The 25,376-nt window shown below is 59.7% G+C and carries 17 protein-coding genes and 1 riboswitch; of the genes, 10 read left to right on the top strand and 7 right to left on the bottom strand.

The features are described from left to right. Nucleotides 1-166: 166 nt before the first annotated feature. The gene (locus tag ACXX9E_RS00495; RefSeq protein WP_128614485.1) at nucleotides 167-2,308 is read right to left on the bottom strand and encodes a methyl-accepting chemotaxis protein; all 2,142 of its coding nucleotides are present in this window, start codon (nucleotides 2,306-2,308) and stop codon (nucleotides 167-169) included. 263 nt (nucleotides 2,309-2,571) lie between these two features. On the opposite strand from ACXX9E_RS00495, the gene ACXX9E_RS00490 reads away from it, so the two are divergent. Further along, complete coding sequence (locus ACXX9E_RS00490; RefSeq protein ID WP_123463092.1) at nucleotides 2,572-3,387, top strand: M48 family metallopeptidase; 816 nt, start codon at nucleotides 2,572-2,574, stop codon at nucleotides 3,385-3,387. 81 nt (nucleotides 3,388-3,468) lie between these two features. Here ACXX9E_RS00490 and ACXX9E_RS00485 read toward each other — a convergent pair whose 3' ends face one another. The 3 genes from ACXX9E_RS00485 to ACXX9E_RS00475 form a co-directional block, all read right to left on the bottom strand. Further along, nucleotides 3,469-4,053: a TMEM165/GDT1 family protein gene (locus tag ACXX9E_RS00485; RefSeq protein WP_077574495.1), complete on the bottom strand. Its 585-nt coding sequence runs from the start codon at nucleotides 4,051-4,053 to the stop codon at nucleotides 3,469-3,471. A gap of 87 nt (nucleotides 4,054-4,140) precedes the next feature. Next, nucleotides 4,141-4,265, bottom strand: a riboswitch (yybP-ykoY riboswitch). 50 nt (nucleotides 4,266-4,315) lie between these two features. Then, nucleotides 4,316-5,314, bottom strand: coding sequence for a methyltransferase (locus ACXX9E_RS00480; protein ID WP_123463094.1), 999 nt, complete (start codon nucleotides 5,312-5,314; stop codon nucleotides 4,316-4,318). A 32-nt stretch (nucleotides 5,315-5,346) separates the two neighbouring features. Further along, complete coding sequence (locus ACXX9E_RS00475; RefSeq protein WP_458554911.1) at nucleotides 5,347-6,312, bottom strand: 2-hydroxyacid dehydrogenase; 966 nt, start codon at nucleotides 6,310-6,312, stop codon at nucleotides 5,347-5,349. Between the two features lie 304 nt (nucleotides 6,313-6,616). Here ACXX9E_RS00475 and ACXX9E_RS00470 point away from each other — a divergent pair, with 304 nt between their 5' ends. Further along, a complete protein-coding gene (locus tag ACXX9E_RS00470; RefSeq protein WP_166221232.1) occupies nucleotides 6,617-7,246 on the top strand; it encodes a LysE family translocator in 630 nt (209 codons plus the stop codon). 48 nt (nucleotides 7,247-7,294) lie between these two features. Here ACXX9E_RS00470 and ACXX9E_RS00465 read toward each other — a convergent pair whose 3' ends face one another. Next, nucleotides 7,295-8,059, bottom strand: a complete 765-nt coding sequence (locus ACXX9E_RS00465) for an AraC family transcriptional regulator (RefSeq protein ID WP_458554910.1) — start codon at nucleotides 8,057-8,059, stop codon at nucleotides 7,295-7,297. 85 nt (nucleotides 8,060-8,144) lie between these two features. On the opposite strand from ACXX9E_RS00465, the gene ACXX9E_RS00460 reads away from it, so the two are divergent. From ACXX9E_RS00460 to ACXX9E_RS00440, 5 genes are all read left to right on the top strand, one after another. Further along, on the top strand, nucleotides 8,145-9,329 hold the full coding sequence (locus ACXX9E_RS00460; RefSeq protein ID WP_458554909.1) for an MFS transporter: 1,185 nt from the start codon (nucleotides 8,145-8,147) through the stop codon (nucleotides 9,327-9,329). A gap of 146 nt (nucleotides 9,330-9,475) precedes the next feature. Next, nucleotides 9,476-11,158, top strand: a complete 1,683-nt coding sequence (locus tag ACXX9E_RS00455; protein WP_186747991.1) for a fatty acid--CoA ligase — start codon at nucleotides 9,476-9,478, stop codon at nucleotides 11,156-11,158. Nucleotides 11,159-11,494: 336 nt separating this feature from the next. After that, on the top strand, nucleotides 11,495-13,384 hold the full coding sequence (locus ACXX9E_RS00450) for a DUF1302 domain-containing protein (protein ID WP_128614461.1): 1,890 nt from the start codon (nucleotides 11,495-11,497) through the stop codon (nucleotides 13,382-13,384). A 28-nt stretch (nucleotides 13,385-13,412) separates the two neighbouring features. After that, nucleotides 13,413-14,777 (top strand): DUF1329 domain-containing protein, encoded by a 1,365-nt coding sequence (locus ACXX9E_RS00445; protein ID WP_128614462.1) that lies wholly within the window; start codon nucleotides 13,413-13,415, stop codon nucleotides 14,775-14,777. A 212-nt stretch (nucleotides 14,778-14,989) separates the two neighbouring features. After that, nucleotides 14,990-17,725, top strand: a complete 2,736-nt coding sequence (locus ACXX9E_RS00440) for a winged helix-turn-helix domain-containing protein (protein ID WP_222834317.1) — start codon at nucleotides 14,990-14,992, stop codon at nucleotides 17,723-17,725. A 108-nt stretch (nucleotides 17,726-17,833) separates the two neighbouring features. Here ACXX9E_RS00440 and ACXX9E_RS00435 read toward each other — a convergent pair whose 3' ends face one another. Beyond that, nucleotides 17,834-22,231: a M10 family metallopeptidase C-terminal domain-containing protein gene (locus ACXX9E_RS00435; RefSeq protein ID WP_458554908.1), complete on the bottom strand. Its 4,398-nt coding sequence runs from the start codon at nucleotides 22,229-22,231 to the stop codon at nucleotides 17,834-17,836. 202 nt (nucleotides 22,232-22,433) lie between these two features. On the opposite strand from ACXX9E_RS00435, the gene ACXX9E_RS00430 reads away from it, so the two are divergent. Then, nucleotides 22,434-23,078 carry an MBL fold metallo-hydrolase gene (locus ACXX9E_RS00430; RefSeq protein ID WP_336348152.1) on the top strand — a complete coding sequence of 215 codons (645 nt, stop codon included), beginning with the start codon at nucleotides 22,434-22,436 and terminating at the stop codon, nucleotides 23,076-23,078. A 116-nt stretch (nucleotides 23,079-23,194) separates the two neighbouring features. Then, nucleotides 23,195-23,932 (top strand): YiaD family glycine zipper/OmpA-like lipoprotein, encoded by a 738-nt coding sequence (locus tag ACXX9E_RS00425; RefSeq protein ID WP_222834320.1) that lies wholly within the window; start codon nucleotides 23,195-23,197, stop codon nucleotides 23,930-23,932. 228 nt (nucleotides 23,933-24,160) lie between these two features. On the opposite strand, the gene ACXX9E_RS00420 is transcribed toward ACXX9E_RS00425, so the two are convergent. Beyond that, entirely contained in the window at nucleotides 24,161-24,595 is a 435-nt protein-coding gene (locus tag ACXX9E_RS00420; RefSeq protein ID WP_064392879.1) for a Z-ring associated ZapG family protein, read from the bottom strand. A 144-nt stretch (nucleotides 24,596-24,739) separates the two neighbouring features. Between ACXX9E_RS00420 and ACXX9E_RS00415 the strand changes: the two genes are divergently transcribed. Then, a complete protein-coding gene (locus tag ACXX9E_RS00415) occupies nucleotides 24,740-25,369 on the top strand; it encodes an alpha/beta hydrolase (RefSeq protein WP_123463211.1) in 630 nt (209 codons plus the stop codon). Nucleotides 25,370-25,376 lie beyond the last annotated feature (7 nt).

The following is a 25,376-nucleotide window of genomic DNA, read 5'->3' as shown; positions in this document are numbered from 1 at the left end:
GAGGGAGAGGGGACTGATTGGGGGATATTGACGGAATACACCGACTGGAAGGTTTTTCACCGAATCCATAATCGCCACGATTTTTCAGGTCGATGTATGACGGTAGACAACTCGGTCAGTCCCCTCTCCCTTTGGGAGAGGGTTAGGGTGAGGGCCTTTTGGCTTTTCAGACCTTGAACTGATTGATCAACCGCCGCTGCTGCTCCGCCAGTTTGGTCAAATCCGCGCTCGCTGAACTCGACTCATCCGCACCGCCCGCCACTTCATTCGCCACCTGACCGATATTGATCACGTTACGGTTGATGTCATCGGCCACCGCGCTCTGTTCTTCCGCCGCGCTGGCAATCTGCGTATTCATGTCGTTGATCACCGACACCGCCTGAGTGATCGTCTCCAGCGCCTCGGCGGCTTTCGCCGCGTGTTGCACACTTTCGTCGGTGCGGTTCTGGCTGTCTTCCATGACCCGCACCACATCGCGGGTGCCCTGTTGCAATTGCTGGATCATGGTCTGGATTTCTTCGGTGGCTTTCTGGGTCTTCTGCGCCAGATTGCGCACCTCGTCCGCCACCACGGCAAAACCACGACCCTGCTCGCCGGCACGCGCCGCTTCGATGGCGGCGTTCAGCGCCAACAGGTTGGTCTGCTCGGCGATGCCGCGAATGGCGGTGAGGATGGCGTTGATGTTCTCGCTGTCCTTGGCCAGGGTCTGCACCACATCGACAGCCTTGCCGATTTCCAGCGCCAACACGCCGATCGAATTGGACGTGTCGCGCACGATCTGCATGCCCTGACTGGCTGCCTGATCCGCATGACTGGCGGCTTGTGCGGCCTGAGTGGCATTGCGCGCGACATCCTGCGCGGTGGCGGTCATTTCCTGCACCGCCGTGGCGACCTGATCGATCTCGGCCATTTGTTTCTGGATGCCGATGTTGGTGCGAATCGCGATATCAGCCGTGTGTTCCGAGGAATCGCTGACGCTCTGCACTGACGTCACCACTTGGGTGATCATTGCCTGCAACTTGGCGAGGAAGGTGTTGAAGCCCTTGGCGATCGAACCCAGTTCATCGCTGCGATCGCTGGTCAAACGTCGGGTCAGATCGCCTTCGCCTTGGGCGATGTCATTGAGCATCGCAACCATTTGTTTCAGCGGTCGGGCGATGCCGTGGCCGACCAGCCAGATCACCAGCAGGCCGAGGCCGGCGATGATCAGGCCGACCATGGCCATGCCGAAGGTGTCGGATTTGCGCTGGGCCTCCAGATCGCCCTGCAGTTTTTGCAGGTCGGCCATCACCGCGTTGAGCGGTAATTGCAGCATCAATGTCCAGCGTGCGTCGGTCTGGCCGATGCCGAAGGGCAGGTACAGTTCGATGCGGCCCTTGTCCTTGTTCACCGAATAGGTGACTTCGCCGCGCTTGAGACTGGCCATGCTGGCGATCTGTTCGGCGTCGAGAATGTCGCTGACCTTCTCACCGAATTTGCTTGGGTCCTTGGTGTAGGCAACGATCCGGCCATTGCCGCCGATCAGGGCCATTTGTCCGGCGCCACTGTAGAGTTTCTGGTTGGCGCCCAGAAGCATTTCCTGGATGAAGTTCACCGACAGGTCAGCGCCAACGATGCCCTGGAACGCGCCGTTGAGCATGATCGGTTCAATAAAGGAGGCGAGCATGACGATCTTGTCGCCGACTTTGTACGGCGCCGGATCGATCACGCAGGATTTCTTGGTTTCTTTCGAGCACAGGTAGTACTCGCTGGCGCGCACGCCGGTGGACAGGGTTTTCTGGTCGTCGACGTCCACCAGTTTGTCCAGGCCGAGGGTGCCGTCATCGTTGCGGAACCACCACGGCAGGAAACGTCCGTTGGCCGCGTCGATCCCTACCACGCTGGTGCCGACGTAGGCCGCGTCATTGTGGTCGAGGGCGTTTTTTTCCCAGCCGATGTAGGTGCCGAGAATTTTCGGGTTCTTTTCAACGTTCTCTTTGATCAGGCTGATCAGTTGTTCGCGGCTGACGGTCAGACGTGGCTGGCCGTCGGCACCTGGTGTGCCGAGCAGGGCGTTGACCCGCACCAGGCCGCCGGCAATCAACAGTGGCGCTTCGAGTTCACGCTGGATCTGGCTGACCTGAGTCTGCGCCAGCGAGGTCAGGCGCTGTTCGATGACCTGCTCGAACTGGGTCTGGGTGCGCTGTTGCACCATCTCTTGCGTGCGGGCGCCGGAGAACAGCGCATACAGCACCAGCGCAACGACCACGCTGAGCACGATGGCGCCGGCCAGGGCGGCGACGGAAAACTGGATCGACTTGAACTTCATGGGAGCTCCGCACGCAAGAGGACGTCTGCGCTGTTGTATCGGCAGCCGGCATTGGGCCATGAGTGCGAGCAGGTGCAATTGAAAGCCGATGTCGCAAATGGATCAGTGCGCGACGCAGTTGCACGGGACTTGGCGGTCGCTGTGAATTTTTTACGACAGCGCTGGTGGGAAACATCTGAAAGTCGCTGCAACACGTCCGTTGTATCTGGCGTCGATACAATTACCCGCCTAGGATACGCGGCAGGTTTTCAGGGAGCTTTTGAATGAACAAGACATTGGTTGTAAGTGCACTGAGCGCAGCGCTGTTGCTGGCCGGTTGTCAGTCGGTCAACACCACCAGCGGCGGCGCCGTGGGTGTGGAGCGCAAGCAGTACATGTTCAGCATGCTGTCCTCGCAAGAGGTCGACCAGATGTATGCCCAGTCGTATCAGAAGACCGTTGGCGAGGCGTCCAGCAAAGGTGTGCTCGACAAGACCAGCCCGGAGGCCAAACGGGTGCAGGCGATTGCCAACCGCCTGATCGCCCAGGCGCCGAACTTCCGTCCGGATGCGGCGCAGTGGCAGTGGGAAGTCAATCTGATCAAGAGCGATGAGCTCAACGCCAACTGTGGGCCGGGCGGCAAGATCATTTTCTACACCGGGCTGATCGACAGCCTGAAACTGACCGACGATGAAATCGCCGCGGTCATGGGCCATGAAATCGCCCACGCCTTGCGCGAGCACGGTCGTGAAGCGATGTCCAAGGCCTATGGCATTGAAATGGCCAAGCAAGGCGCGGGTGCACTGCTCGGTCTTGGTCAGGACAGCCTGGCGCTGGCCGACACCGTGGCCAACTACGGCATGACCCTGCCCAACAGCCGCGCCAACGAAAACGAAGCCGACCTGATCGGTCTCGAGCTGGCCGCCCGCGCCGGGTACAACCCGAACGCGGCGATCACCCTGTGGAACAAGATGAGCAAGGCCTCGGAAGGCGCACCGCCGGAGTTCATGAGCACGCACCCGGCGTCGTCCAGCCGGATCGCCTCGTTGCAGGCGGCGATTCCGAAGGTCATGCCGCTTTACAACAGTAGTAAGCAGTAAGCTGCAAGCTGCAAGCTGCAAGTCAAAGCAGACACGCTTGGCTTGCAGCTCGTTGCTTGAAGCTTGAAGCTTGTAGCTGCTTTAAACCCAGCCACTGCTCTGCATCGCCTTGTACACCGCCACGATTGCCAGAATCATGAATGCCGAGGCCGCGAGGCGACGGATCAAGGTCAGCGGCAATTTGTCCGCGGCAAAGTTACCCGCCAATACCACTGGCACGTTGGCAATCAACATGCCCGCCGTAGTACCGATAATCACCAGCCACAGTTCCGGATATTGCGCGGCGAGCATCACCGTCGCGACCTGAGTCTTGTCGCCCATTTCGGCGAGGAAAAACGCAATCAGCGTGGTCAGAAACGGCCCGAACTTGCGTGCGGTGCTGGTTTCATCGTCATCCATTTTGTCCGGAACCAGCGTCCACAGCGCAGTGGCCGTAAAGCTTGCGGCGAGAATCCAGTGCAGCGTCGCATTCGAGAAGAAGCTGCCAAACCAGGCACCTACCGCACCGGCTGCCGCGTGGTTGGCCAGGGTCGCGGCGACAATACCGGCAATGATCGGCCAGGGTTTGCGAAAGCGAGCGGCGAGAATCAGTGCGAGCAGTTGCGTCTTGTCGCCGATTTCGGCCAAGGCAACGATTGCGGTGGGAACGAGTAATGAGTCCAGCATCAGGATTTCCTAAGGGGCGGGTCGACACGGCTATGACACGTACAGCCTTCCCGCCCCGGGTAAGGTGTGCGTGTCATAGGTCTTGTCAAACCCTGCGAACCGTCTGGTGCGGTCGCTTGGGTCGCATGCGCCATGATCTGAGGATCAAGTATGTTGACGCATGCCGGACGAGCTTGGCGCTCGTGGGAGACTACTCCCCTAGGACGGAGCGGATTCTGCCTAGGCAAATCCGATAGAGCAAGCCTCTTTTTGAAAAGAAGTTTCAGCCGCGCTTGGCCCGGTAAATCCGGAAACCATTGCCTTCGGCCTTGATCGCACACACGCCCAGATGCTCTTCGATCAGTGGCTGATACTTCAGGAAGCTGTTCGCAACTAGCCGCAGTTCGCCACCGTTTTTCAGATGTTTCGCCGCTTTTCGCAGCAAGTTCTCTGTGGCGAAATAATCCGTGTGCACGCCGACATGGAACGGCGGATTGCTCAGGATCGCGTTCAAACCCATCGGCGCAGCGTCGATGCCGTCGCCAGTGATCACCTCGGCTTCCAGACCATTGGCCGCCAAGGTGAGGCGACTGCTTGCGGCGGCGAAGGCATCGACATCCAGCAGCGTGACCTGATTGTGTGGGTAACGACGCTTGACCGCCGCGCCCAGTACACCGGCACCACAACCGAAATCGAGCAGATGTCCGCTCGGCAGTTTGTCCAGGTGTTCCAGCAGCAAGGCGCTGCCGCGATCCAGTCGGCCGTGGCTGAACACCCCCGGCAGGCTGATGACTTTCAACGGGCCTTCGGCCAGTGGCAGCTCGTAAGTCTGGGCCAGGCTTTCCAGGGATTTGGCTTCAGGCGCGTTGGCCACGGTGACTTGCCACAGTTGGCAGTGTCGCGCGCTGTCGAGTTTGCGCGGCTTGCCAAACGGGTTGAGTTGCTTGGACGCACCCTCGATGCCACTGCGTTTTTCGCCAACCAGAAACACCTCGCGCCCGGCCAGACGCGAGGCCACGGCGTTGAGGATGTAATCGGTCAGGTCTTTGGACTTGGGCAAAAACACCACGGCGCTGTCGAACTCACGCTGAGGAATCTCCACGCCAAAATGGCTGCGACCCTCGAAACGCGCGTCGAGTGCGGCTTGATCGCCCGCGTGCCAGCACCAGCCAAACGCATCGGGCAGGCGCCCGAGCAAATCGTCGGCGGGCAAACCGGCGAGCAACAGCGAACCCTGGAATAACTCGGCCTGACGAAGCAGTACTTCACTGCGCGGATCCATAACTGCTCCTCGAAAAAAAGTGCCGCAGTTTATCAACTGACGACCCGCAGCGCCTTACCGCTGAAGAACGCCTGAGCGTTTTCGGTCAATTGACCCACGATGCGCTGCCGCGCTTCGCGGCTGCCCCAGGCATTGTGCGGGGTGACGATCAGGCGCGGGATGTCGGCGGCCAGCAACGGATTGCCGTTGACCGGTGGCTCGATACTCAATACGTCGGTGGCCGCACCGCCCAGATGACCGTTGCGCAAGGCATCGGCCAGGGCTTGTTCATCGACCAGCCCGCCACGGGCAGTGTTGACCACGAAGGCGCCGGGTTTCATCGACGCCAGTTCGCGGGCACCGATGAAGTGGCGGGTGTGTTCGTTGAGCGGGCAATGCAGGGTCAGGGCATCAATCTGTGGCAGCAATTCGTTCAGGGGCAAGCGATCCGGTCGGGCAGGGCGCCCCGGAATCTGCCCGAGCAGTACGCGCATGCCAAAGGCCTCAGCCAGTCGCGCGACGGCGCCGCCGAGTTCGCCGTGACCGAGCAGGCCGAGGGTTTTGCCTTCCAGTTCGACGATCGGGTAGTCCAACAGGCAGAACTGTTTCGCTTGCTGCCAGCGACCGGCGGCAACGGCTTTCTGGTAATCGGCCAGGCGCGTGGCGAGGTTGAGCAGCAGCATGATGGTGTGCTGCGCCACGGATGGCGTGCCGTAACCCTGACAGTTGCACACCGTGATGCCGTGGTCGCGGGCCGCGTCCAGGTCGACGTTATTGGTGCCCGTGGCGGTGATCAGGATCAGCTGCAGATCCGGGCTGGCGGCCATCGCAGCGGCGTCGATGCGGATTTTGTTGGTGATCGCTACCGTGGCGCCGTGCAGGCGCTCGCTGACTTGTTCGGGCAAGGTCTGGGCGAACAGTTGCAAGTCACTGAAGCAGGCACGCAAAGGGCCAAGGTCGAGATCGCCGAGATCCAGTGATGGGTGATCAAGGAATACGGCGCGGCGCGGGTTCGTCATCAACTGTACCTTTTGTGCTCGGAACGGAAGGCGTAATCTGCCGAGCCTACCAGATGAAACAATTGGTTACTCAGAGCACAAAAGTCTGATGCGATGCATCGCAATGTGGATAACGCTGTGACGAGGGGATTTATCCCCGTTGGCGCGCGAAGCGCGCCCTGAAACTGGTAATCGTGTTGAAACAGTGACAGCACATGCACTGAATTTACGACTGCTGCGCAGCCGAACGGGGATAAATCCCCTCGCCACAGGTTCGAGTTCGCCGCGCATTTATTTTTCACCAAGCTGCCCCAGAGGAGCCCCCATGTACTGGACCGAGTTCTTGACCGTTGCATTGATCCACCTGCTGGCCGTGGCCAGCCCCGGCCCGGACTTTGCCGTGGTGGTGCGCGAGAGCGTGACCCACGGGCGCCGCGCCGGCACCTGGACCGCGCTCGGTGTGGGCACGGCGATTTTCCTCCACGTCGGTTATTCGCTGCTGGGCATCGGCCTGATCGTGTCGCAATCGATCATGCTGTTCAACGCGCTGAAGTGGGCGGCGGCGGCTTATCTGCTGTATATCGGCTTCAAGGCGTTGCGCGCGCAACCGGCGAAAACCGTGACCGATGATCTGCACAAGGAAGCCGGCGTGCGCACAGCCCGCGGTGCGTTCACTTCGGGCTTCGTCACCAACGGCCTGAACCCGAAAGCGACGCTGTTCTTCCTGTCGCTGTTCACCGTGGTGATCAACCCGCACACGCCACTGGCGGTGCAGGCCGGCTACGGGATTTACCTGGCAGTCGCGACTGCGATCTGGTTCTGCCTGGTGGCGATGCTGTTCAGCCAGCAACGCGTACGCGCCGGTTTCGCCCGCATGGGCCATTGGTTTGACCGCACCATGGGGGCGGTGCTGATCGCGCTCGGCGTGAAGATCGCCTTCACCGAAATGCACTGATCGCACACCCCTCGATTCAATACTGTGGGAGCGGGTTGTTTGCGATTTCTAAGCGAGTTCGCTGAGTTTGCTCAGGGTATTCAGATACTCGCGGGGATTTTCCCCAAGCAAACGGCAAAACATCGCACTGAACGCCCGCGCGCTGCCGTAACCCAAGTCCCGCGCCACACGCTGCACGCTGTCCCCGGCGAGCAGGCGTGGCAGGGCTTCCATCAGGCGCAGTTGCTGGCGCCAGGCGTTGAAACTCATCTGCAACTGCTGCTGAAACAGCCGTGCCAACGTGCGTGAGCTGGCGCCGACCTGCTGCGCCCAGTCTTCCAGCGTATTGGGATGGTCGGGGCTATGCAGCAGCGCCAGGCAGATGTTTTGCAGACGCCGGTCAGTCGGCATCGGAATGTGCAGCGGCAGGTTTTCCAGGCTGGCGAGTTCTTCCAGCATCAACTGTTGAATCAGTGGGTTGTCGGCATGCGGCGGCCCTTGCACCGCGCGCAGAATCAATTCGCGCAGTAACGGCGTCACCGCCAGTACGCAGCAATGTTGCAGGCTGGCGGGCGACAGTTCTGGCGCGATGAACAGCGAACGCATCTGCACATCGCCGCTCATGAAAATCTCGTGCGCGACCTCGGGCGGAATCCACACCGCGCGACTCGGCGGAATCACCCACGCGCCCGATGCCGTGACCACACGCATGATCCCGCTGGCCGCATACAACAACTGCGCCTCCTGGTGCAGATGCAGCGGTTGGTGCGCGCCGTCCAGATAATCCCGGGGGTAGGCGCTCACCGGGCCGTGTTCGAAGTGGCTGATCAACATGTCTGATTCAATGACTTGGTAGGCAGAAATGTGCTTTCCGGCCAACTTAGCATAAGCGGCTCATCACTACGTAAAGCGTGCTGCCATGAATCAATCGACCAATGTCATCCGTTACATCAACGCCGCCCATGTGATCGATCACATGTTCATGCTGATTTTTCCCGCCGCCGTGCTCGGCATGACGCAGGCCTTCGGTCTCGACTACGCCACGCTGATCGGCTTGTCACTGGGCGGTTTCATTGCCTTCGGCGCCTGTTCGCTACCCGCTGGTTGGCTGGGCGATCACTGGAGTCGGCGGCAGATGATGCTGGTGTTTTTCTTCGGCATTGGTGCCTCGGCAATTTTTACTGGCCTGAGCAGCAGCCCGGCCATGCTGGTGATCGGTCTGACCCTCATCGGTATTTTTGCGGCGATTTATCACCCGGTCGGCACGGCGATGTTGGTCGCTTATGCACAAAATCGCGGCCGGGAAATCGGCATCAACGGTATGTGGGGCAATCTGGGTGTGGCGTTTTCGGCGCTGATCACCGGTTTGCTGGTGGCGCAATTTGGCTGGCGCTCGGCGTTTCTGTTACCCGGCGCGGTGGCCGTTGTGCTGGGTTTTGGTTTTGCCTGGCAGGTGCGTGAAGAACCGATTCCGAAACGTCCGCACACGCCTCTCAAAGGCGCCGCCGGACAGCGTATTTCGATGGTCATGGTTTTTGGTGTGCTGGCGCTGGCCACAGCCACCGGCGGCGTGGTGTTCAACGCCACCACCATGACTTATCCGAAACTGTTCCAGGAGCGTTTGCAGGAGCTGTTCGCCTCACCGCAAACCCTTGGCGTGGTGGTCAGTCTGGCCTATGCCTTTGGTGCGGTGGCGCAGTTGAGCATTGGCCGGGTGTTGCACCGGCTCAGCCTGAAGTGGCCGTTTGTCGTGCTGACGGTGTGCCAGGCGCCGCTGCTGTTTGCGCTGGCTTATGCCGATGGCTGGGCGGTGATCGCACTCGGTGCGGCGTTCATGTTCGTGGTGTTCGGTCAGGTCACGGTGAACGATGCGATGGTCGCTAACTTCGTCGCCCCGCAGTGGCAATCGCGGGTGTTTGCCCTGCGTTACTGTTTATCGTTCGGTGCCAGCGCGACGGCGATTCCGCTGATTTCCTATGTCGAACCGCGCCATGGTTTTGTAGGCCTTTACTTGATTCTCGCGGGTTTCGGCGCACTGACCTTCCTCGGGGCAATGGTTTTCCCACGGACGCCTTCTGAAGAGGCTGTAGGACAAACAGCCTGATAGCTGACGAAAACCGGCAAATGCTGGCGCAAAGCTAGCATTTGTACGGTTCTGCAAATCATTCCTTTGGCTGATTTGGCTGGCGTATAAGGGTTCTAGAGTACCAAGCTCTACGCCAACACCGTGCAGCCAGAAAAGGGATTCATATGTTGCAGACTCGCGTCATTCCCCCGGCCGATGGGGCCTACCAGTATCCATTGCTGATCAAGCGGCTGCTGATGTCCGGTGCCCGTTACGAGAAAACCCGCGAGATCATCTACCGTGACCAGTTGCGCTACAGCTATCCGACCCTGATAGAACGTGTGGCGCGCCTGGCCAACGTGCTGACGGCCGCCGGTGTGAAGGCCGGTGACACGGTGGCGGTGATGGACTGGGACAGCCATCGTTACCTGGAATGCATGTTTGCCATTCCGATGATCGGCGCGGTGATCCACACCATCAACGTGCGTCTGTCGCCGGAACAGATCCTCTACACCATGAACCACGCCGAGGACCGCTTCGTGCTGGTCAACAGCGAGTTCGTCGGGCTGTATCAGGCCATCGCGCCGCACCTGACCACGGTCAAGAAAACCCTGTTGCTGACCGATCTGCCGGAAAAAACCGCCGAGCTGCCGAATCTGGTCGGCGAGTACGAGCAGTTGCTGGCCGCCGCGAGTGCGCAGTACGACTTTCAGGACTTCGACGAAAATTCGGTCGCCACCACGTTCTACACCACGGGCACCACCGGCAACCCGAAGGGTGTGTACTTCACCCATCGGCAACTGGTGCTGCACACCATGGGCGTGTCGACCATCATGGGCGCGATCGACAGCGTGCGCCTGCTCGGCACCAACGACGTGTACATGCCGATCACGCCGATGTTCCACGTGCACGCCTGGGGGCTTCCGTACGTGGCGACCATGCTCGGCCTCAAGCAGGTTTATCCGGGGCGTTACGACCCGGAATTCCTGGTCGAGCTGTGGCGCAAGGAAAAGGTCACGTTCTCCCATTGCGTGCCGACCATCCTGCAAATGCTGCTCAACGCCAAAGGCGCGCAAGATACCGACTTCGGCGGCTGGAAGATCGTCATCGGTGGCAGCGCGCTCAACCGCACGCTGTATGAAACCGCCAAGGCGCGCGGCATCCAGCTGACCGCCGCGTATGGCATGTCCGAGACCGGGCCGCTGGTGTCCTGTGCCCACCTCAATGATGAACTGATGGCCGGCACCGAAGACGAGCGCACCACCTACCGGATCAAGGCCGGTGTGCCGGGGCCGCTGGTCGAGGCGGCGATCGTTGACGCAGAGGGCAACTTCCTGCCCGCCGACGGCGAAACCCAGGGCGAACTGGTGCTGCGTGCGCCGTGGCTGACCGAAGGTTATTTCAACGAGCCGCAGAAGGGCGCCGAGCTCTGGGCCGGCGGCTGGCTGCACACCGGCGATGTGGCCACGCTCGACAGCATGGGCGTGATCGACATCCGCGACCGCATCAAGGACGTGATCAAGACCGGCGGCGAATGGATCTCTTCGCTGGACCTCGAAGACCTGATCAGTCGTCACGCGGGGGTACGCGAAGTAGCAGTGGTGGGCATTGCCGATCCGCAGTGGGGCGAGCGCCCGTTTGCCTTGCTGGTGATCCGTGAAGGGCACGTGATCGGGGCGCGCGAGCTCAAGGAACACCTCAAGCCGTTCGTGGAACTGGGGCACCTGAGCAAGTGGGCGATTCCGAGTCAGATTGCCCTTGTTACCGAAATTCCCAAGACCAGCGTCGGCAAGCTCGACAAGAAGCGCATCCGCCTCGACATCACCGAATGGCAGGCCAACAACAGCACCTTCCTCTCGACACTTTGAGTGTCCGCTGGCGCGCCGAAAACGGCGCGCCAGACCCACCAAGCAAGCGCTTGGCTTGTGAAATCGAAAAAATCAGCCATCCTTGCCGTGCCGACTTGTGTCGGACTGGCGAAAGGACTGTTCCAGAGTGGTTGGCGGCTGCAAATCACACTTTAGAGGGATCAAGCAGTACCACCTGCTGGCTATAGTCCGCTCAAGGATTTTTAAGAACGGGGCACACGCACAAAACGGGGCGATGCATCTTTGGAGTGACTTCGGGCTGTCTCTGGCACCCGGTCCTTCAGCGTTTTTAAAAGTACTCACTGCCATAACAATAATGCACATGGAGTAGCGTCGATGACCTCAGTAAACCAGTTCTGGCGCCGGGCGAAACTGCCTCTGGCGGTCAGTCTTGCCTCTTCGCTCGCCGGGCCCGCATTCGGCGTCAGTTTCAACGTCGGTGAAATCGAGGGCCAGTTCGACTCGTCCCTGTCGATCGGTGCCAGTTGGTCTACTCAGCAACCGAACAAGAACCTGATCGGCGTCAACAACGGCGGCCACGGCCTGTCGCAGACCTCCGATGACGGTCACGCCAACTTCAAGAGCGGTGAAACCTTCTCGAAGATCTTCAAGGGTATCCATGACCTTGAACTCAAGTATGGCGACACCGGCGTGTTCGTCCGTGGCAAATACTGGTACGACTTCGAACTCAAGGATGAAAGCCGCGAGTTCAAGGACATCAGCGATTCGGGCCGCAAGGAAGGCGCCAAGTCGTCCGGCGGGCAGATCCTCGACGCCTTCGTCTACCACAACTATGCGATTGCCGATCAGCCGGGTTCCGTGCGTCTGGGCAAGCAGGTCGTGAGCTGGGGTGAAAGTACCTTCATCGGTGGCGGCATCAACTCGATCAACCCGATCGACGTGTCTGCGTTCCGTCGTCCGGGTGCCGAGATCAAGGAAGGCCTGATCCCGGTCAACATGTTCTACGTCTCGCAGAGCCTGACCGAAAACCTTTCGGCCGAAGCGTTCTATCAACTGGAATGGGACCAGACTGTCGTCGATAACTGCGGTACGTTCTTCTCGCAGCCGGACATCGTCGCCGACGGTTGCAACGACAACCTGCGCGTGCTGAACAAGCGTTCGCAAATCCCGGCCGTGGCCCTCGGCCCACTGGCCGCCAACGGCGTCAATGTCAACCAGGAAGGTGTGCTGGTCCGTCGCGGTCCTGATCGGGACGCTCGAGACAGTGGCCAGTGGGGCGCGTCCTTCAAGTACATGTACGAACCGCTGGACACCGAGTTCGGCGCCTACTTCATGAACTACCACAGCCGTGCGCCAATCTTCAGCGCCACCGGTGCTCCGCAATCGGTTTACAACACGGCACGCGCGCTGCCGGGGCCTTTTGCGGCACTCGCCCCCCTGCTGGTCGCGGGTAACTCGAACTACTTCATTGAATACCCTGAAGACATTCGCCTCTACGGTCTGAGCTTCTCCACCACCCTGCCTACCGGTACGGCGTGGAGCGGTGAGATCAGCTACCGTCCGAACGCACCGGTGCAGCTGAACTCCACCGACATCCTGTTCGCCGGCGTTCGTCCGCTGGGCGGCGCACTGACCAACGCTTCGCTGCTCACCGGCGTTCCTGGCCAGGATCTGCATGGCTATGAGCGCAAGGAAATCACCCAGATCCAGACGACCTTCACGCACTTCTTCGATCAGGTCATGGGCGCCAGCCGTCTGACCCTCGTCGGCGAAGTCGGCGCGACCTACGTCGGCGGGCTGGAAAGCCGTTCCGACAAGCGTTATGGCCGCGATCCGGTGTACGGCCCGGGTGAGTTGCCGGCCACTGGCGGCGTCAATACCTGCGCCAACATTCTCAACGCCAGCACCATCAATGGTGCGGGCCCAGGTTCGCCGCAGAACAACCGCAGCCGCAATTGCGACAACGACGGCTTCACCACATCAATGTCGTGGGGCTACCGCGGTCGCGCCATCTGGGAATACAACGACGTGTTTGCCGGCGTGAACCTCAAGCCGAACGTGGCCTGGTCCCACGACGTCAGCGGTTACTCGCCAGGCCCTGGCGGCAACTTCGAGGAAGGTCGCAAGGCGGTCAGCCTGGGCGTCGACGCCGAGTACCAGAACACCTACACCGCAAGCCTGGCTTACACCAACTTCTTTGACGGCAAGTACACCACCGTGGATGACCGTGACTTCGTTGCGCTCAGCTTTGGCGTGAACTTCTAAGCACTGCATTTTCAGGACGAACGAATTTATGAAAATAACAAAGAGTCTGTTCCACGCCGGTGTTCTGGGCCTGTCATTGCTGGCGACCGGCGTCATGGCGGCGGTGCCTGCCGCTGAAGCCGACAAGCTGGGCAAGAGCCTGACCCCGATGGGCGCCGAAATGGCCGGCAACGCCGACGGTTCGATCCCGGCCTGGAAGCCGCTGCCGAAGAACGCTGGCAGCGTCGACAGCAAAGGTTTCCTGTCCAACCCGTACGCCAGTGAACAGCCGCTGTTCACCATCACTGCCAAAGACGTCGACAAGTACAAGGACAAGCTTGCACCGGGCCAGTACGCGATGTTCAAGCGTTATCCGGACACCTTCAAAATGCCGGTCTATCCGTCCCATCGCGGTGCGACCGTGCCGGATGACGTGTTTGCCGCGATCAAGAAGAACGCCACCAACACCAATCTGGTGTCCGGCGGCAACGGTCTGGAAAACTTCGAAACGGCGGTGCCGTTCCCGATTCCGAAAAGCGGCGTGGAAGTCATCTGGAACCACATCACCCGCTATCGCGGCGGCAGCGTGACCCGTCTGGTGACCCAGGCCACACCGCAGCCGAACGGCTCGTTCAGCCTGGTGTACTTCCAGGACCAGTTCGTGTTCCGCGACAAGATGAAGGACTACGACCCGAAAAATCCGGGCAACATTCTGTTCTACTTCAAGCAGAAAGTGACTGCGCCGGCGCGTCTGGCCGGTGGTGTGCTGCTGGTGCACGAGACCCTCGACCAAGTGAAAGAGCCACGTTCGGCGTGGGTCTACAACGCCGGTCAGCGTCGTGTGCGCCGTGCGCCACAAGTGTCCTATGACGGTCCGGGTACTGCCGCCGACGGTCTGCGTACCTCCGACAACCTCGACATGTACAACGGTGCACCGGATCGCTACGACTGGAAGCTTGAAGGCAAGAAAGAGATGTACATCGCCTCCGACAGCTACAAGCTCGACGATCCGAAGCTGAAGTACACCGACATCATCAAGGCCGGTCACATCAACCAGGATCTGGCGCGTTACGAGCTGCGGCGCGTCTGGCACGTGGTTGCAACCCTGAAAGAAGGTCAGCGTCACATCTACGCCAAGCGTGACTTCTACATCGACGAGGACACCTGGCAGGCCGCCGTGATCGACCACTACGACGGTCGCGGTCAGCTGTGGCGCGTAGCCGAAGCGCATGCCGAGAACTACTACGACAAGCAAGTGCCGTGGTATGCCCTGGAAACCCTCTACGACCTGCAATCGGGCCGTTATCTGGCGCTGGGCATGAAGAACGAAGAGAAACAGGCGTATGACTTCGGCTTCACCGCCACCACCAGCGATTTCACCCCGGCCGCGCTGCGTCAGGACGGTGTTCGCTAAACCGTTGTAAAAACCGAGGCCGCATCCTCGTGGAACGCCCCGACTGGTTCGGGGCTTTTTTTTTGCTTTTGCAGGCGTTGCCGGAAGACGTGTGCAGGGGCGTGTAGTCTTTTTGTAGCCATTTGTAGCAGTAACCTTCATAACCGGTTCGTTTAAGGCTAGTCTGCGGACATCTGCGACGCCGCCAACAGCAATTCGAACAAGAGCCGGCCATGACTGATCTGTCCCCGCTTCCGGGTCCCGCAAGTGTTGCCGTCACGGCATTGGACGGGCGTTTTTTTCGCCCGCCGTTGCCGGACGGCTACGTGTTGCGACCACGCCTTTGCGAGCGCCTGCAAGCCGGGCTCGGTGGACGGCTGTTGCTGGTCAGTGCCCCCGCCGGGTTCGGCAAGAGTTCACTGGCGATAGAGTTCTGTCAGAGCTTGCCGGAGCATTGGCAAAGTCTGTGGCTGGGTTTGAGCCCGCGTGACAGCGATCCCGGACGCTTTCTCGAACGTCTGCTCGAAGGCTTGCAGGACTACTTCCCGCAATTGGGTAGCCGCGCACTCGGCCTGTTGAAAATGCGCCAACGCCATCAACCCTTTGCCTTCGAGGAATGGCTCGACGGCATGCTCGATGAGTTGGCGCTGCACCTCGACCCTGCGACGCCACTGTTACTGGTACTCGACGATTACCATCTCGCCCAAGGGCCGGTGCTCGACCGCTGCCTGCAATTTTTCCTCAATCATCTGCCCGATGGCTTGCTGGTCATGGTCACCAGCCGCCAGCGCCCGGACTGGCATCTGGCGCGCTTGCGGCTGTCGCGCCAACTGCTTGAACTCAATGAGCAGGATCTGCGCCTGACCCACGACGAAGCCTTGTCTCTGCTTGATCGGCACAGCACGTCACTGCGCGGCGAGGCGCTGGAGAACCTGATCCAGCGCAGCGAGGGCTGGGTCGCCGGGTTGCGTTTCTGGCTCCTGGCAGCGTCCGAAGCCGGCAGCGAGGCGGCCTTGCCGCAAGCGCTGAACGGCGGGGAAGGGCTGATCCGTGATTACCTGCTTGAAGAAGTGATTGATTGCCTGCCGCCCGAAGTACAGGCGTTTCTCTATGACACGGCGCCGCAGGAACGCTTCTGCAGCGAACTCTGCGACGCCGTGCGCGAAGCCCATGACAGCGGCGAGATCCTGCGTTTTCTGCTGGCGCACCAGGTGTTTCTGGTGCCGCTGGACGAACACGGCCACTGGTATCGCTATCACCATCTGTTTTCCGATCTATTGCGCAGTCGGCCATTCGCTCAGGCGCTGGTGCCGACCGCCACTCTGCACTTGCGCGCCTGTCGCTGGTTCAACGCACAGGGCTTGCTCGACGAGGCCGTGGAGCAAGCGTTGCGTGCCGGCCATCTCGACGTGGCGGCGAATCTGGTGCAGAACCTGTCCGAGGAGCAATTGCTGGCCGAGCAAAACGTCGGCATGTTGCTGCGCTGGAAAATGGACTTGCCCGACAGCCTGCTGATCAGCACCCCGCGCCTGATCGTGCTGTACAGCTGGGCGCTGGGGCTGGCGTGTCAGCTCGATGCTGCCGAGGAGCTTGCCAGCCATCTGAGCCGTTTCCTGCCGGCACCTTCGGCCACCGCGCAAAAGTCGATGCTGGCGCAATGGCTGGCGTTGAGCGGGATCATCGCCCGGGGGCGCGGACATCGAGAACTGACGATCCGATATTGCACCGAGGCTTTGGAGAGCTTGCCAGCCAAGCGCTACGGCCAGCGGTTGATGTGCCTGTCGACATTGTCCAACCTCGCGATTGCCGACGGCGACCTGTGGCGCGCCCGAGGCTTGAATCGTGAATCCCTCGAACTCGCGCAACGCGTCGGCAATCCCTTGTTCGAGGCGCTGGCGCATTACGACCGTGCCCGCGTCCTGCAATCGCGTGGCGAAATTCTGCGCGCACTGGATGAAGTGCATCAGGGCCTGGAGCGCTTGCGTGGCCTGTCGCCGCAACGCTTGTATGCGGTGCGCGCACGGTTGACGTTGTACGAAGGCTTCCTGCTGGCGATGCGCTTGCAGCCTCAGGCCGCACGCGTGCGATTACTGGCCGGTATCGGTGAGGCACGAGCCTGCCGCGACATCAGTGTGTTGATCGGGCACTGCGTGATCGCCAGGCTGGACGGTGCGACTGGCGAGTTCGCCAAGGCCTTCGCCGAACTGGCCGAAGCCGAGCGTCTGATGCACATCTGGGATGTGCCGCCGATTTACTATCTGGCGATGATCACCCTGGTGAAATGCGAATTGTGGCTGGCGCAGGGGCGCACCGATCTGGCCGAGGCCTGGCTGGCGCGACTCGGGCAAACCTATACCGGTGAGCGTGCGGCGGCGCCGCCGGAGTTTCATCCGCAATTGCCGTTGCATGTCGAACTGCAGCAGGCACTGCTCGACATGATTCAAGGGCAACCGATGCTCGCCGAAGGACGCTTGAACGTGCTGCATGAAAACGGCCAGCAGACCGGGCGGCAATTGCTCAGCGTGATGGCGTTGACGCAGAAAGTGGCGTTACTGCTGGCGACCGGTCGCGAACCGGAAGCGCGCAAGGCGCTGGCTCAGGCACTGGAGGCCGCCAATGGCGGCGTGCTGCAACCTTTTGATGGCTTGTTCAAGGATCATCCGCACTGGATGCGCGGACAACTGACGCTGATCTCGCAACATCCGGTCGGGCAACAATTGCTGGAGCTCTTTCCGGTGACCGAGGTACGCCCCACCGTCGAGTGTTCAGCAACAGAGCAGTTGAGCAGTCGAGAACTGGCAGTCCTGCGGTTGATTGCTCAGGGGTGTTCGAATCAGGAAATCAGCGAGCAACTGTTCATCTCGCTGCACACGGTGAAAACCCATGCCAGCCATATCAATAGCAAGCTGGGTGTCGAGCGGCGTACGCAAGCCGTGGCGCGGGCCAAGGCGTTGGGCGTGTTGAGCTGAAAAAATCCTGGATATGAGCGCAAAACAAACGCCCCGAACCAGTCGGGGCGTTTGTTTTGTGGATTACCGGTCTGTTCTGCAGACCGGGTCAGGTGAGGGCGTCGGGCGTCAGGCCACCAGATCGTTGGCGCTGAAGCTGTTCACACCGACCAGCTGGATTTCGAAGTCCGCCCCGGCATTACCGCTGACATTGCCCGAAAGCACATGGTCGACGAAACGCAACTGTCCGGCACCGGTGAAGTCATTGGCGCCGATAAAAGTGAAAGCGTCCATGCCGCCTTGCAGCAGATTGGCATCGAATTTCGTCAGGTCGATCTTGTCACCCTGCAGACTGCTGAAGTCGGTGATTACATCACGGTTGGCACCCAGGCCCATATCGCTGCGCGAACTGAAGACGAAGGTATCCGCCCCGGCGCCGCCGGTCAGTGTGTCTGCACCTGCTCCACCATCCAGAATGTTGTCGCTGGCGTTACCGTAAATGGCATTGTTCAGCGCGTTGCCGGTGCCCTTGATCGCTGTACCGACAAGGTTGAGGATTTCAACGTTGGCGCCCAGGGTGTAGTCGACGTAGGAATAGATCGTGTCGATTTCCGACAGCGAGGTACCGGTCTCGATCACCGTGTCGCCGATGTTATCGACGATGTAGATGTCGTTGCCAGCGCCACCGTTCATGGTGTCGGCGCCCTTGCCACCGTTGATGAAGTTGGCATCAGCGTTGCCGATCAGGACGTTATCCAGGCTGTTGCCGGCCAGAGTGAATGCACCGCCGCCGAGCACTGTCACGTTTTCAACGTTTTGCAGGTTGTTCAGATTCAGATCGATGATGCTGTCCACTGGCGATGCGTTGAACAGCGTGATCAGCGTGTCGTTACCTTCGTTGGCGTTTTCCTGAATCAGGGCCAGTTCGGCAAATTGGTCGAGGGCGTAGGCATCGTTGCCCTTGCCGCCGATCATGGTATCGATGCCGGCACCGCCATTGAGCTGGTTGTTGCCATCGTTGCCGGTCAAAACGTTGTTCTGATTGTTGCCAATGGCGTTGATGTCGGCGGTGCCAGTGAGAACGAGGTTTTCCAGGTTCGCGCTAAGGGTGTAAGTGACAGACGCGCGAACGGTGTCGATCTCGTTGGCCAGCGTGCTGGTTTCACTGATCACGTCACCGACGTTGTCGACGATATAGGTATCGTTGCCCGTGCCACCGGCCATGAAGTCGGCACCCAGTCCGCCATCCAGAACGTTGTTGCCGGCATTGCCGTAGATCACGTTGTTCAGCGCGTTACCGTTGGCGTTGAGGTTGGCGCCGCCCGCCAGGGTCAGGTTCTCGACATTGGCGCCCAGCGTATAGTCGATGTAGGAGTAGACCGTGTCGATTTCCGAGAGAGAGGTACCCGTCTCGACCACCACGTCGCCAATGTTGTCGACGATGTAGGTGTCATTGCCGGCGCCGCCGGTCATGGTGTCGGCACCCTGGCCGCCGTTGATGAAGTTGGCGTCGGCGTTGCCGATCAAGACGTTGTTCAGGCTGTTGCCGGCGAGGGTGAACTCACCAGCGCCGAGTACCATGACGTTCTCGACCTGCTGCAGGCTGGCCTGGTTCAGATCGATGATGTTGGTCTGGGCGGTGGCGTTGTACTGGATAAACAGCCTGTCGATGCCTTCATTGGCGTTTTCCCGCACAAGTGCCAGCTCGGCAAACTGGTCAAGGGCGTAATCGTCATTGCCTTTGCCGCCGATCAGGGTGTCGATGCCTGCACCGCCGTTGAGCTGATTGTTGCCATCGTTACCGTAAATGACGTTGTTCAACTCGTTGCCGATGCCTATCAGGTCCCCGGCGCCGACCAAGGTGAGGTTTTCGACATTGGCGGACAGCGTATGACCGACGTAGGAGTAGACCGTATCGATTTGCGTCGGTGACGCATCGGTTTCAATGACCTTGTCCAAGACATTGTCGACGATGTAGGTGTCGTTGCCACCTCCGCCCTGCATGATGTCTGCGCCTTTGCCACCGTTTATGAAGTTGGCGTCGGCGTTACCGATCAGGGTGTTGTCCAAGTCGTTGCCCGCCAGTGTGAAGGCGCCTGCGCCTACTACACTCAGGTTCTCGACGTTTTTCAGGTTGTTTCTGTTGAGGTCTATCGTGCTGTTCAGGTCTGTCGCGTTGAAGAGCGTAATCAGCGTGTCGTTGCCCTCGTTGGCGTTTTCCTGAATCAGAGCCAGTTCGGCGAACTGGTCGAGGGCGTAGGCATCGTTGCCCTTGCCGCCGATCATGGTGTCGACGCCGCCACCGCCATTGAGCTGGTTGTTGCCATCGTTACCGGTCAACACGTTGTTCTGGTCGTTGCCGATTGCATTGATGTCGGCAGTGCCGGTGAGGACAATGTTTTCCACGTTGGCGCTGAGGGTATGGCTGACCGAAGCTCGAACGGTGTCGACTACGCCGACCAAGTCCCAGTCTTCAAAGATCACGTCACCGACGTTGTCGACGATGTAGGTATCGGCCCCGAAACCACCTGCCATGTAATCGGCGCCCAGGCCGCCATCGATCAGGTTGTTGCCGGCGTTGCCGTAGATCGCGTTGTTCAACGCGTTACCGGTGGCGTTCAGATTCGCTGAGCCGGCCAGGTTCAAGTTCTCGAGGTTGGCGCCCAGTGTGTAATCGAGGTAGGAGTAGACCGTATCGATTTCCGAAAGCGAGGTGCCGGTCTCGATGATCACATCACCAATGTTGTCGACGATGTAGGTGTCATTGCCCGCGCCGCCATTCATGGTATCGGCGCCCTGGCCACCATTGATGAAGTTGGCATCGGCGTTGCCGATCAGGACGTTGTCCAGGCTGTTGCCAGCCACAGTGAATGCGCCGGCGCCGAGCACTGTGACGTTTTCAATGTTTTGCAGGTTGCTCAGACTGAGGTCGATGGAGTTGTATTGAGCGGTGGCGTTGAAGAGGGTAATCAGCGTGTCATTACCCTCGTTGGCGTACTCTCGGATCAGACCCAGTTCGGCGCCTTGGTCCAGTGCATAGGCATCGTTACCCTTGCCGCCGATCATCATGTCGACGCCGGCACCGCCATTAAGCTGGTTGTTGCCGTCGTTGCCGATCAGAACATTGCTCAGCGAGTTGCCTATAGCATTGATGTCGGCGTTGCCGGTAAGAACGAGGTCCTCCACATTGGCGCCAAGGGTGTAACTGATCGAGGCGCGAACAGTGTCGATCTCGGTGTACAGGGCTCGGGTTTCAATGACAACGTCGCCGACGTTGTCGACGATGTAGGTGTCGTTGCCGGCACCGCCGATCATGGTGTCGGCGCCCAGACCACCGTCCAGAACGTTATCACCGGTATTGCCGTTGATTACGTTGTTCAGCGCGTTGCCGGTCGCGGTCAGATTAGCGCTGCCCGTCAACGTCAGGTTCTCGACGTTATCGCCCAGCGTGTAATTGATGTAGGAAATAACGTTGTCGATTTCCGAGAGCGAAGTACCGGTCTCAACCACCACGTCACCGATGTCATCGACGATGTAGGTGTCGTTGCCGGCACCGCCGGTCATGGTATCGGCCCCTGCCATGCCATTGAGCAGGTTATCCAGCGCGTTACCGATCAAGGTGTCGTTAAAACTCGACCCGATGGCGTTTTCGATCTTGGCGCCAAAGGCAATCGCCAGCCCTTCGTTGAAGTCTGCGCCATCGGGGTCGGTGAAGACTTTGCCGATCTTGCTGTATGCACCTTCGTTGAGATTGATGCGTACCGCTGCGGCCTGGTTGCTGGCGTCGATCGAGTCGACACCGCCGGCATCCCAGATCGTTTCGAACACCGATTGATCCGCCGCCCAGGAGTAGGTGTTGTTGCCCGTCATCCAGCGCATGTTGGCGCCATAGAGATTCTGGATTGCCAGAATATCGAGGAGCATGGGCGTGGTCGGGTGATAGGAGTATGAGTTGTTGTAACTCATGATCGTATGCGTGATGTCATCCAGTGCAGGATCCATCGTGGTCGCATTTCCGGTGCTCGGCGCGAAGGGGTGCTTGAGACCCAGCGCATGCCCGATTTCATGGACAAACGTCATGTAATCGTAGGTGCCTTTGACCGGCGAAGGGTCGCTGGTATTGGGCCCGATCCAGATGTCGCCAGCCCTTGGCGAGTCGCCGGGTGTGTAGGCCCAGGCGGCAGCGTCATCGTCCATCAGCAAATAGCCGCCAAACCGGATGTCGCCGACGTTTACGATGTTGTCACTGGTTTCGCGAAGGGTGATGTTGGCCACCGCGCTCCAGGCGCTTATGGCGCTGCGGGCAGTAGCTTGCTGCGCAATGGTCAATGAGTACCCGGCCTGGTACTCATTCGCTGCGCTGTAGTCGGTTACGAAATATGATCTTTGCGGGTTGATGAAGCTGTAAGTCAGGCTGACGCCCATTCCATCATCAGCCCATTTGGTACCGGATAGAAGACTGTCGAGGTATTTGATACCGGTCAGTGAAACAAGCTGGCTTTCGGTCGATTCGGTCGGGCGTGGCATTGCGCAATTCCTGAATGGGCTGCGGCCCTTCCTGAAATGTGGCCGCTACAGTGGGTGATTTTGCACCAGTATTTGTACATATGACATCATTGAGCCACTATTTTCTGATTAGTGGCGTCAATTAACTGACCTGGCGCTCTGTATCGGCAGGTGCAGTAGAATCCTGAAGCGAACGTCAATGCCGTCTGTCCAGGATCCTTTCATGTCTGCCTCAACCTCCGCCCTCATCCGCGAAACTTTCCCCGTCGGCCCTTTGCAGTGCAACTGCACCATCATCGGCGACCCGATCACGAAAAAAGCCATCGTCGTCGATCCGGGTGGCAATCCCGATCTGATCATGGCGCGTCTCGACGCTTTGGGGTTGAAGGTGGTCAGCATCATTCACACCCACGCGCATCTCGATCACTTCCTCGCTTCCGGGCAGATGAAAGAAAAAACCGGTGCGACCCTGCATCTGCATAAAGACGATCAGTTCCTCTGGGACAACCTGGAGATGCAATGCCAGATGTTTGGTGTGCCTTACACCCCGGTGCCATCACCGGACCGCTGGCTGAGCGATGACGAAGAGCTGGCGTGCGGCTGCGGCGTGGCGCTGCACACGCCGGGGCATACGCCAGGTTCCATGAGCTTTTGGTTTTCCGAGGCTAAGCTGTTGATTGCCGGCGACACGCTGTTTCGTCGCGGGGTAGGGCGCACTGATTTATGGGGCGGCGATCAGGCCACCATCGTGCGTTCGATCAAGCAGCGGCTGTACACCCTCGACGAAGACGCAATCGTCGTTGCCGGACATGGTCCGGACACGCGTCTCGGGGACGAAATGCGGGAAAACCCGTTCGTGCGCGCCTAAACATTTTGTCATGAGTGTGTGGCGGAATTTTTCGGCATTGTCATGATCCAACGCCCGCATAGGTCTATTGCCTAGGGCCGCTGCCACACAGAATGCGAAAAAACCAGGAGCTCTTCATGTTCACCACGCCTCGTTTGATTATTGTTGCTACCGCTGTGGCCATGTTGGCCGGCTGCGCCTCGCCCAACCCGTATGACAATCAGGGCCAGGCCGACGGTGGCTCGCAAGGCATGAGCAAAACCGCCAAATACGGTGGCCTCGGCGCGCTGGCCGGTGCACTGGCCGGTGCCGCCATCGACCACAACAACCGTGGCAAGGGGGCCTTGATTGGTGCCGCAGTGGTGGGGGCGTCGGCAGCCGGTTACGGTTATTACGCCGACCAGCAAGAGAAAAAGCTGCGTGCGAGCATGGCCAACACTGGGGTTGAAGTGCAGCGTCAGGGCGATCAGATCAAGCTGATCATGCCGGGCAACATCACGTTTGCCACCGATTCGGCGAACATCGCGTCGAGCTTCTACCAGCCGTTGAACAACCTGGCCAACTCGCTGAAAGAGTTCAGCCAGAACCAGATCGAAATCGTTGGCTACACCGACAGTACCGGCAGCCGTCAGCACAACATGGACCTGTCCCAACGGCGTGCGCAGAGCGTGGCCACCTACCTGACCTCGCAAGGTGTCAGCGGTGCCAACCTGTCGGCCCGTGGCGCCGGTCCGGATAACCCGATTGCCAGCAACGGTGACGTCAATGGCCGGGCGCAGAACCGCCGCGTTGAAGTCAACCTGAAGGCGATTCCGGGTCAGCAGTACGGTGGTCAGCAGCAACAGCAGCCGGGTACGGTTCAGCAGTATCCGTAAGCGATTGCCTGAATGAAGAAATGCCCGGTCCTGTGATCGGGCATTTTTGTGTGTGGCCTGTGCCGGCTCCTTCGCGAGCAGGCTCGCTCCCACAGTGGAATGCATTTCAAAATGTTGGAGTGAGCCTGCTCGCGATGGCGATCAAATCGGCACCACAAAACCATCAGGCACAAAAAAGCCCCCGGACAACGGAATTGTCCGGGGGCTTTTTGTTGCGCGCGAAGCTGATTACTTCTTCAGACCATAGTGCTCATCGAGCATGCCCGGCGAGTTCGGGGTCTTCGGTGCGTAGTCGCGTGGCGGCTCCTGATCGCGCGGTGGCGTCAGGCGTTCGCGCGGTGCCTGTGCGGCATCGGCGTGCAGGGCGGCGATCAGGCGCTGGCGGGTCTGCTCGTCCAGGGCCAGACGATTGGCGCCCTCGGCGAGATGATCCTGAACTTCCTGATAGCTCTGGGTCAGCTTCTTGACCAGCATCGCGGTGCTGTTGAAGTGGGTGACCACCTCGTTTTGATAACTGTCGAAGCGCTCCTGGATATCATCCAGTTGACGCTGCGTGCGGCTCGGTGCGGCGTTCGGCGCAACGCGCGCGATCAGGAATCCAATGGCGACACCCACAACCAGGGCAAGAGTCGGTAACAACCAAACTAAGAGCGAGTGTTCCACGAGTCCTTCCTCTATAAACGGCTTTGCTTTACGTTAACGGCTCGAACCTGCGCTGTATACCGCGATTCACTCGCAATAGATTGGCACAGACAATTTGCTAGACGAGTCGACCCGATTCGAGGTCACGGAGTTCCTTCCTTGCTGATGCGTGAAACCCCTGTAGTGATTGACGGCCCGGTGGGCCAACTTGAGTCTCTGTACCTGGATAACGAGCAGCCAATCGGCATCGCGTTGATCTGTCATCCGAACCCGGTACAGGGCGGTACCATGCTCAACAAGGTCGTCTCGACCCTGCAGCGCACCGCGCGCGACGCCGGCCTGATTACCTTGCGCTTCAACTATCGCGGCGTCGGTGCCAGCGAAGGTTCCCATGACATGGGCAGCGGTGAAGTCGACGATGCTCAGGCTGCAGCCGCATGGCTGCGGGAAAAACACCCGGATCTGCCACTGACCCTGTTCGGTTTCTCCTTCGGCGGATTTGTTGCAGCAAGTCTCGGCGGTCGTCTTGAGGCCGAGGGCGTGCCGCTCAAGCAGCTGTTCATGGTGGCGCCGGCGGTCATGCGCCTGGGCGATCAGGATCAACTGCCGCAGCACGGCGAGCTGACTGTGATCCAGCCGGAAACCGACGAAGTGATCGATCCGCAACTGGTCTACGACTGGTCGGAAAAACTCCAGCGCCCCCATGAGCTGCTGAAAGTGGCAGAATGCGGACACTTTTTTCATGGCAAGCTGACCGATCTCAAGGATCTGATCCTGCCGCGTCTTTCGAATTGATTGCAGT

The sequence above is a fragment of the Pseudomonas sp. GNP014 genome (assembly GCF_054344005.1).
This window is presented reverse-complemented; position numbering and strand designations above follow the sequence as displayed.

What these genes read in the sequence shown, in the direction of transcription:
- ACXX9E_RS00495 (WP_128614485.1), bottom strand. Translation starts at nt 2,308, where the DNA reads ATGAAGTTCAAGTCGATCCAGTTTTCCGTCGCCGCCCTGGCCGGCGCC.
- ACXX9E_RS00490 (WP_123463092.1), top strand. Translation starts at nt 2,572, where the DNA reads ATGAACAAGACATTGGTTGTAAGTGCACTGAGCGCAGCGCTGTTGCTG.
- ACXX9E_RS00485 (WP_077574495.1), bottom strand. Translation starts at nt 4,053, where the DNA reads ATGCTGGACTCATTACTCGTTCCCACCGCAATCGTTGCCTTGGCCGAA.
- ACXX9E_RS00480 (WP_123463094.1), bottom strand. Translation starts at nt 5,314, where the DNA reads ATGGATCCGCGCAGTGAAGTACTGCTTCGTCAGGCCGAGTTATTCCAG.
- ACXX9E_RS00475 (WP_458554911.1), bottom strand. Translation starts at nt 6,312, where the DNA reads ATGACGAACCCGCGCCGCGCCGTATTCCTTGATCACCCATCACTGGAT.
- ACXX9E_RS00470 (WP_166221232.1), top strand. Translation starts at nt 6,617, where the DNA reads ATGTACTGGACCGAGTTCTTGACCGTTGCATTGATCCACCTGCTGGCC.
- ACXX9E_RS00465 (WP_458554910.1), bottom strand. Translation starts at nt 8,059, where the DNA reads ATGTTGATCAGCCACTTCGAACACGGCCCGGTGAGCGCCTACCCCCGG.
- ACXX9E_RS00460 (WP_458554909.1), top strand. Translation starts at nt 8,145, where the DNA reads ATGAATCAATCGACCAATGTCATCCGTTACATCAACGCCGCCCATGTG.
- ACXX9E_RS00455 (WP_186747991.1), top strand. Translation starts at nt 9,476, where the DNA reads ATGTTGCAGACTCGCGTCATTCCCCCGGCCGATGGGGCCTACCAGTAT.
- ACXX9E_RS00450 (WP_128614461.1), top strand. Translation starts at nt 11,495, where the DNA reads ATGACCTCAGTAAACCAGTTCTGGCGCCGGGCGAAACTGCCTCTGGCG.
- ACXX9E_RS00445 (WP_128614462.1), top strand. Translation starts at nt 13,413, where the DNA reads ATGAAAATAACAAAGAGTCTGTTCCACGCCGGTGTTCTGGGCCTGTCA.
- ACXX9E_RS00440 (WP_222834317.1), top strand. Translation starts at nt 14,990, where the DNA reads ATGACTGATCTGTCCCCGCTTCCGGGTCCCGCAAGTGTTGCCGTCACG.
- ACXX9E_RS00435 (WP_458554908.1), bottom strand. Translation starts at nt 22,231, where the DNA reads ATGCCACGCCCGACCGAATCGACCGAAAGCCAGCTTGTTTCACTGACC.
- ACXX9E_RS00430 (WP_336348152.1), top strand. Translation starts at nt 22,434, where the DNA reads ATGTCTGCCTCAACCTCCGCCCTCATCCGCGAAACTTTCCCCGTCGGC.
- ACXX9E_RS00425 (WP_222834320.1), top strand. Translation starts at nt 23,195, where the DNA reads ATGTTCACCACGCCTCGTTTGATTATTGTTGCTACCGCTGTGGCCATG.
- ACXX9E_RS00415 (WP_123463211.1), top strand. Translation starts at nt 24,740, where the DNA reads ATGCGTGAAACCCCTGTAGTGATTGACGGCCCGGTGGGCCAACTTGAG.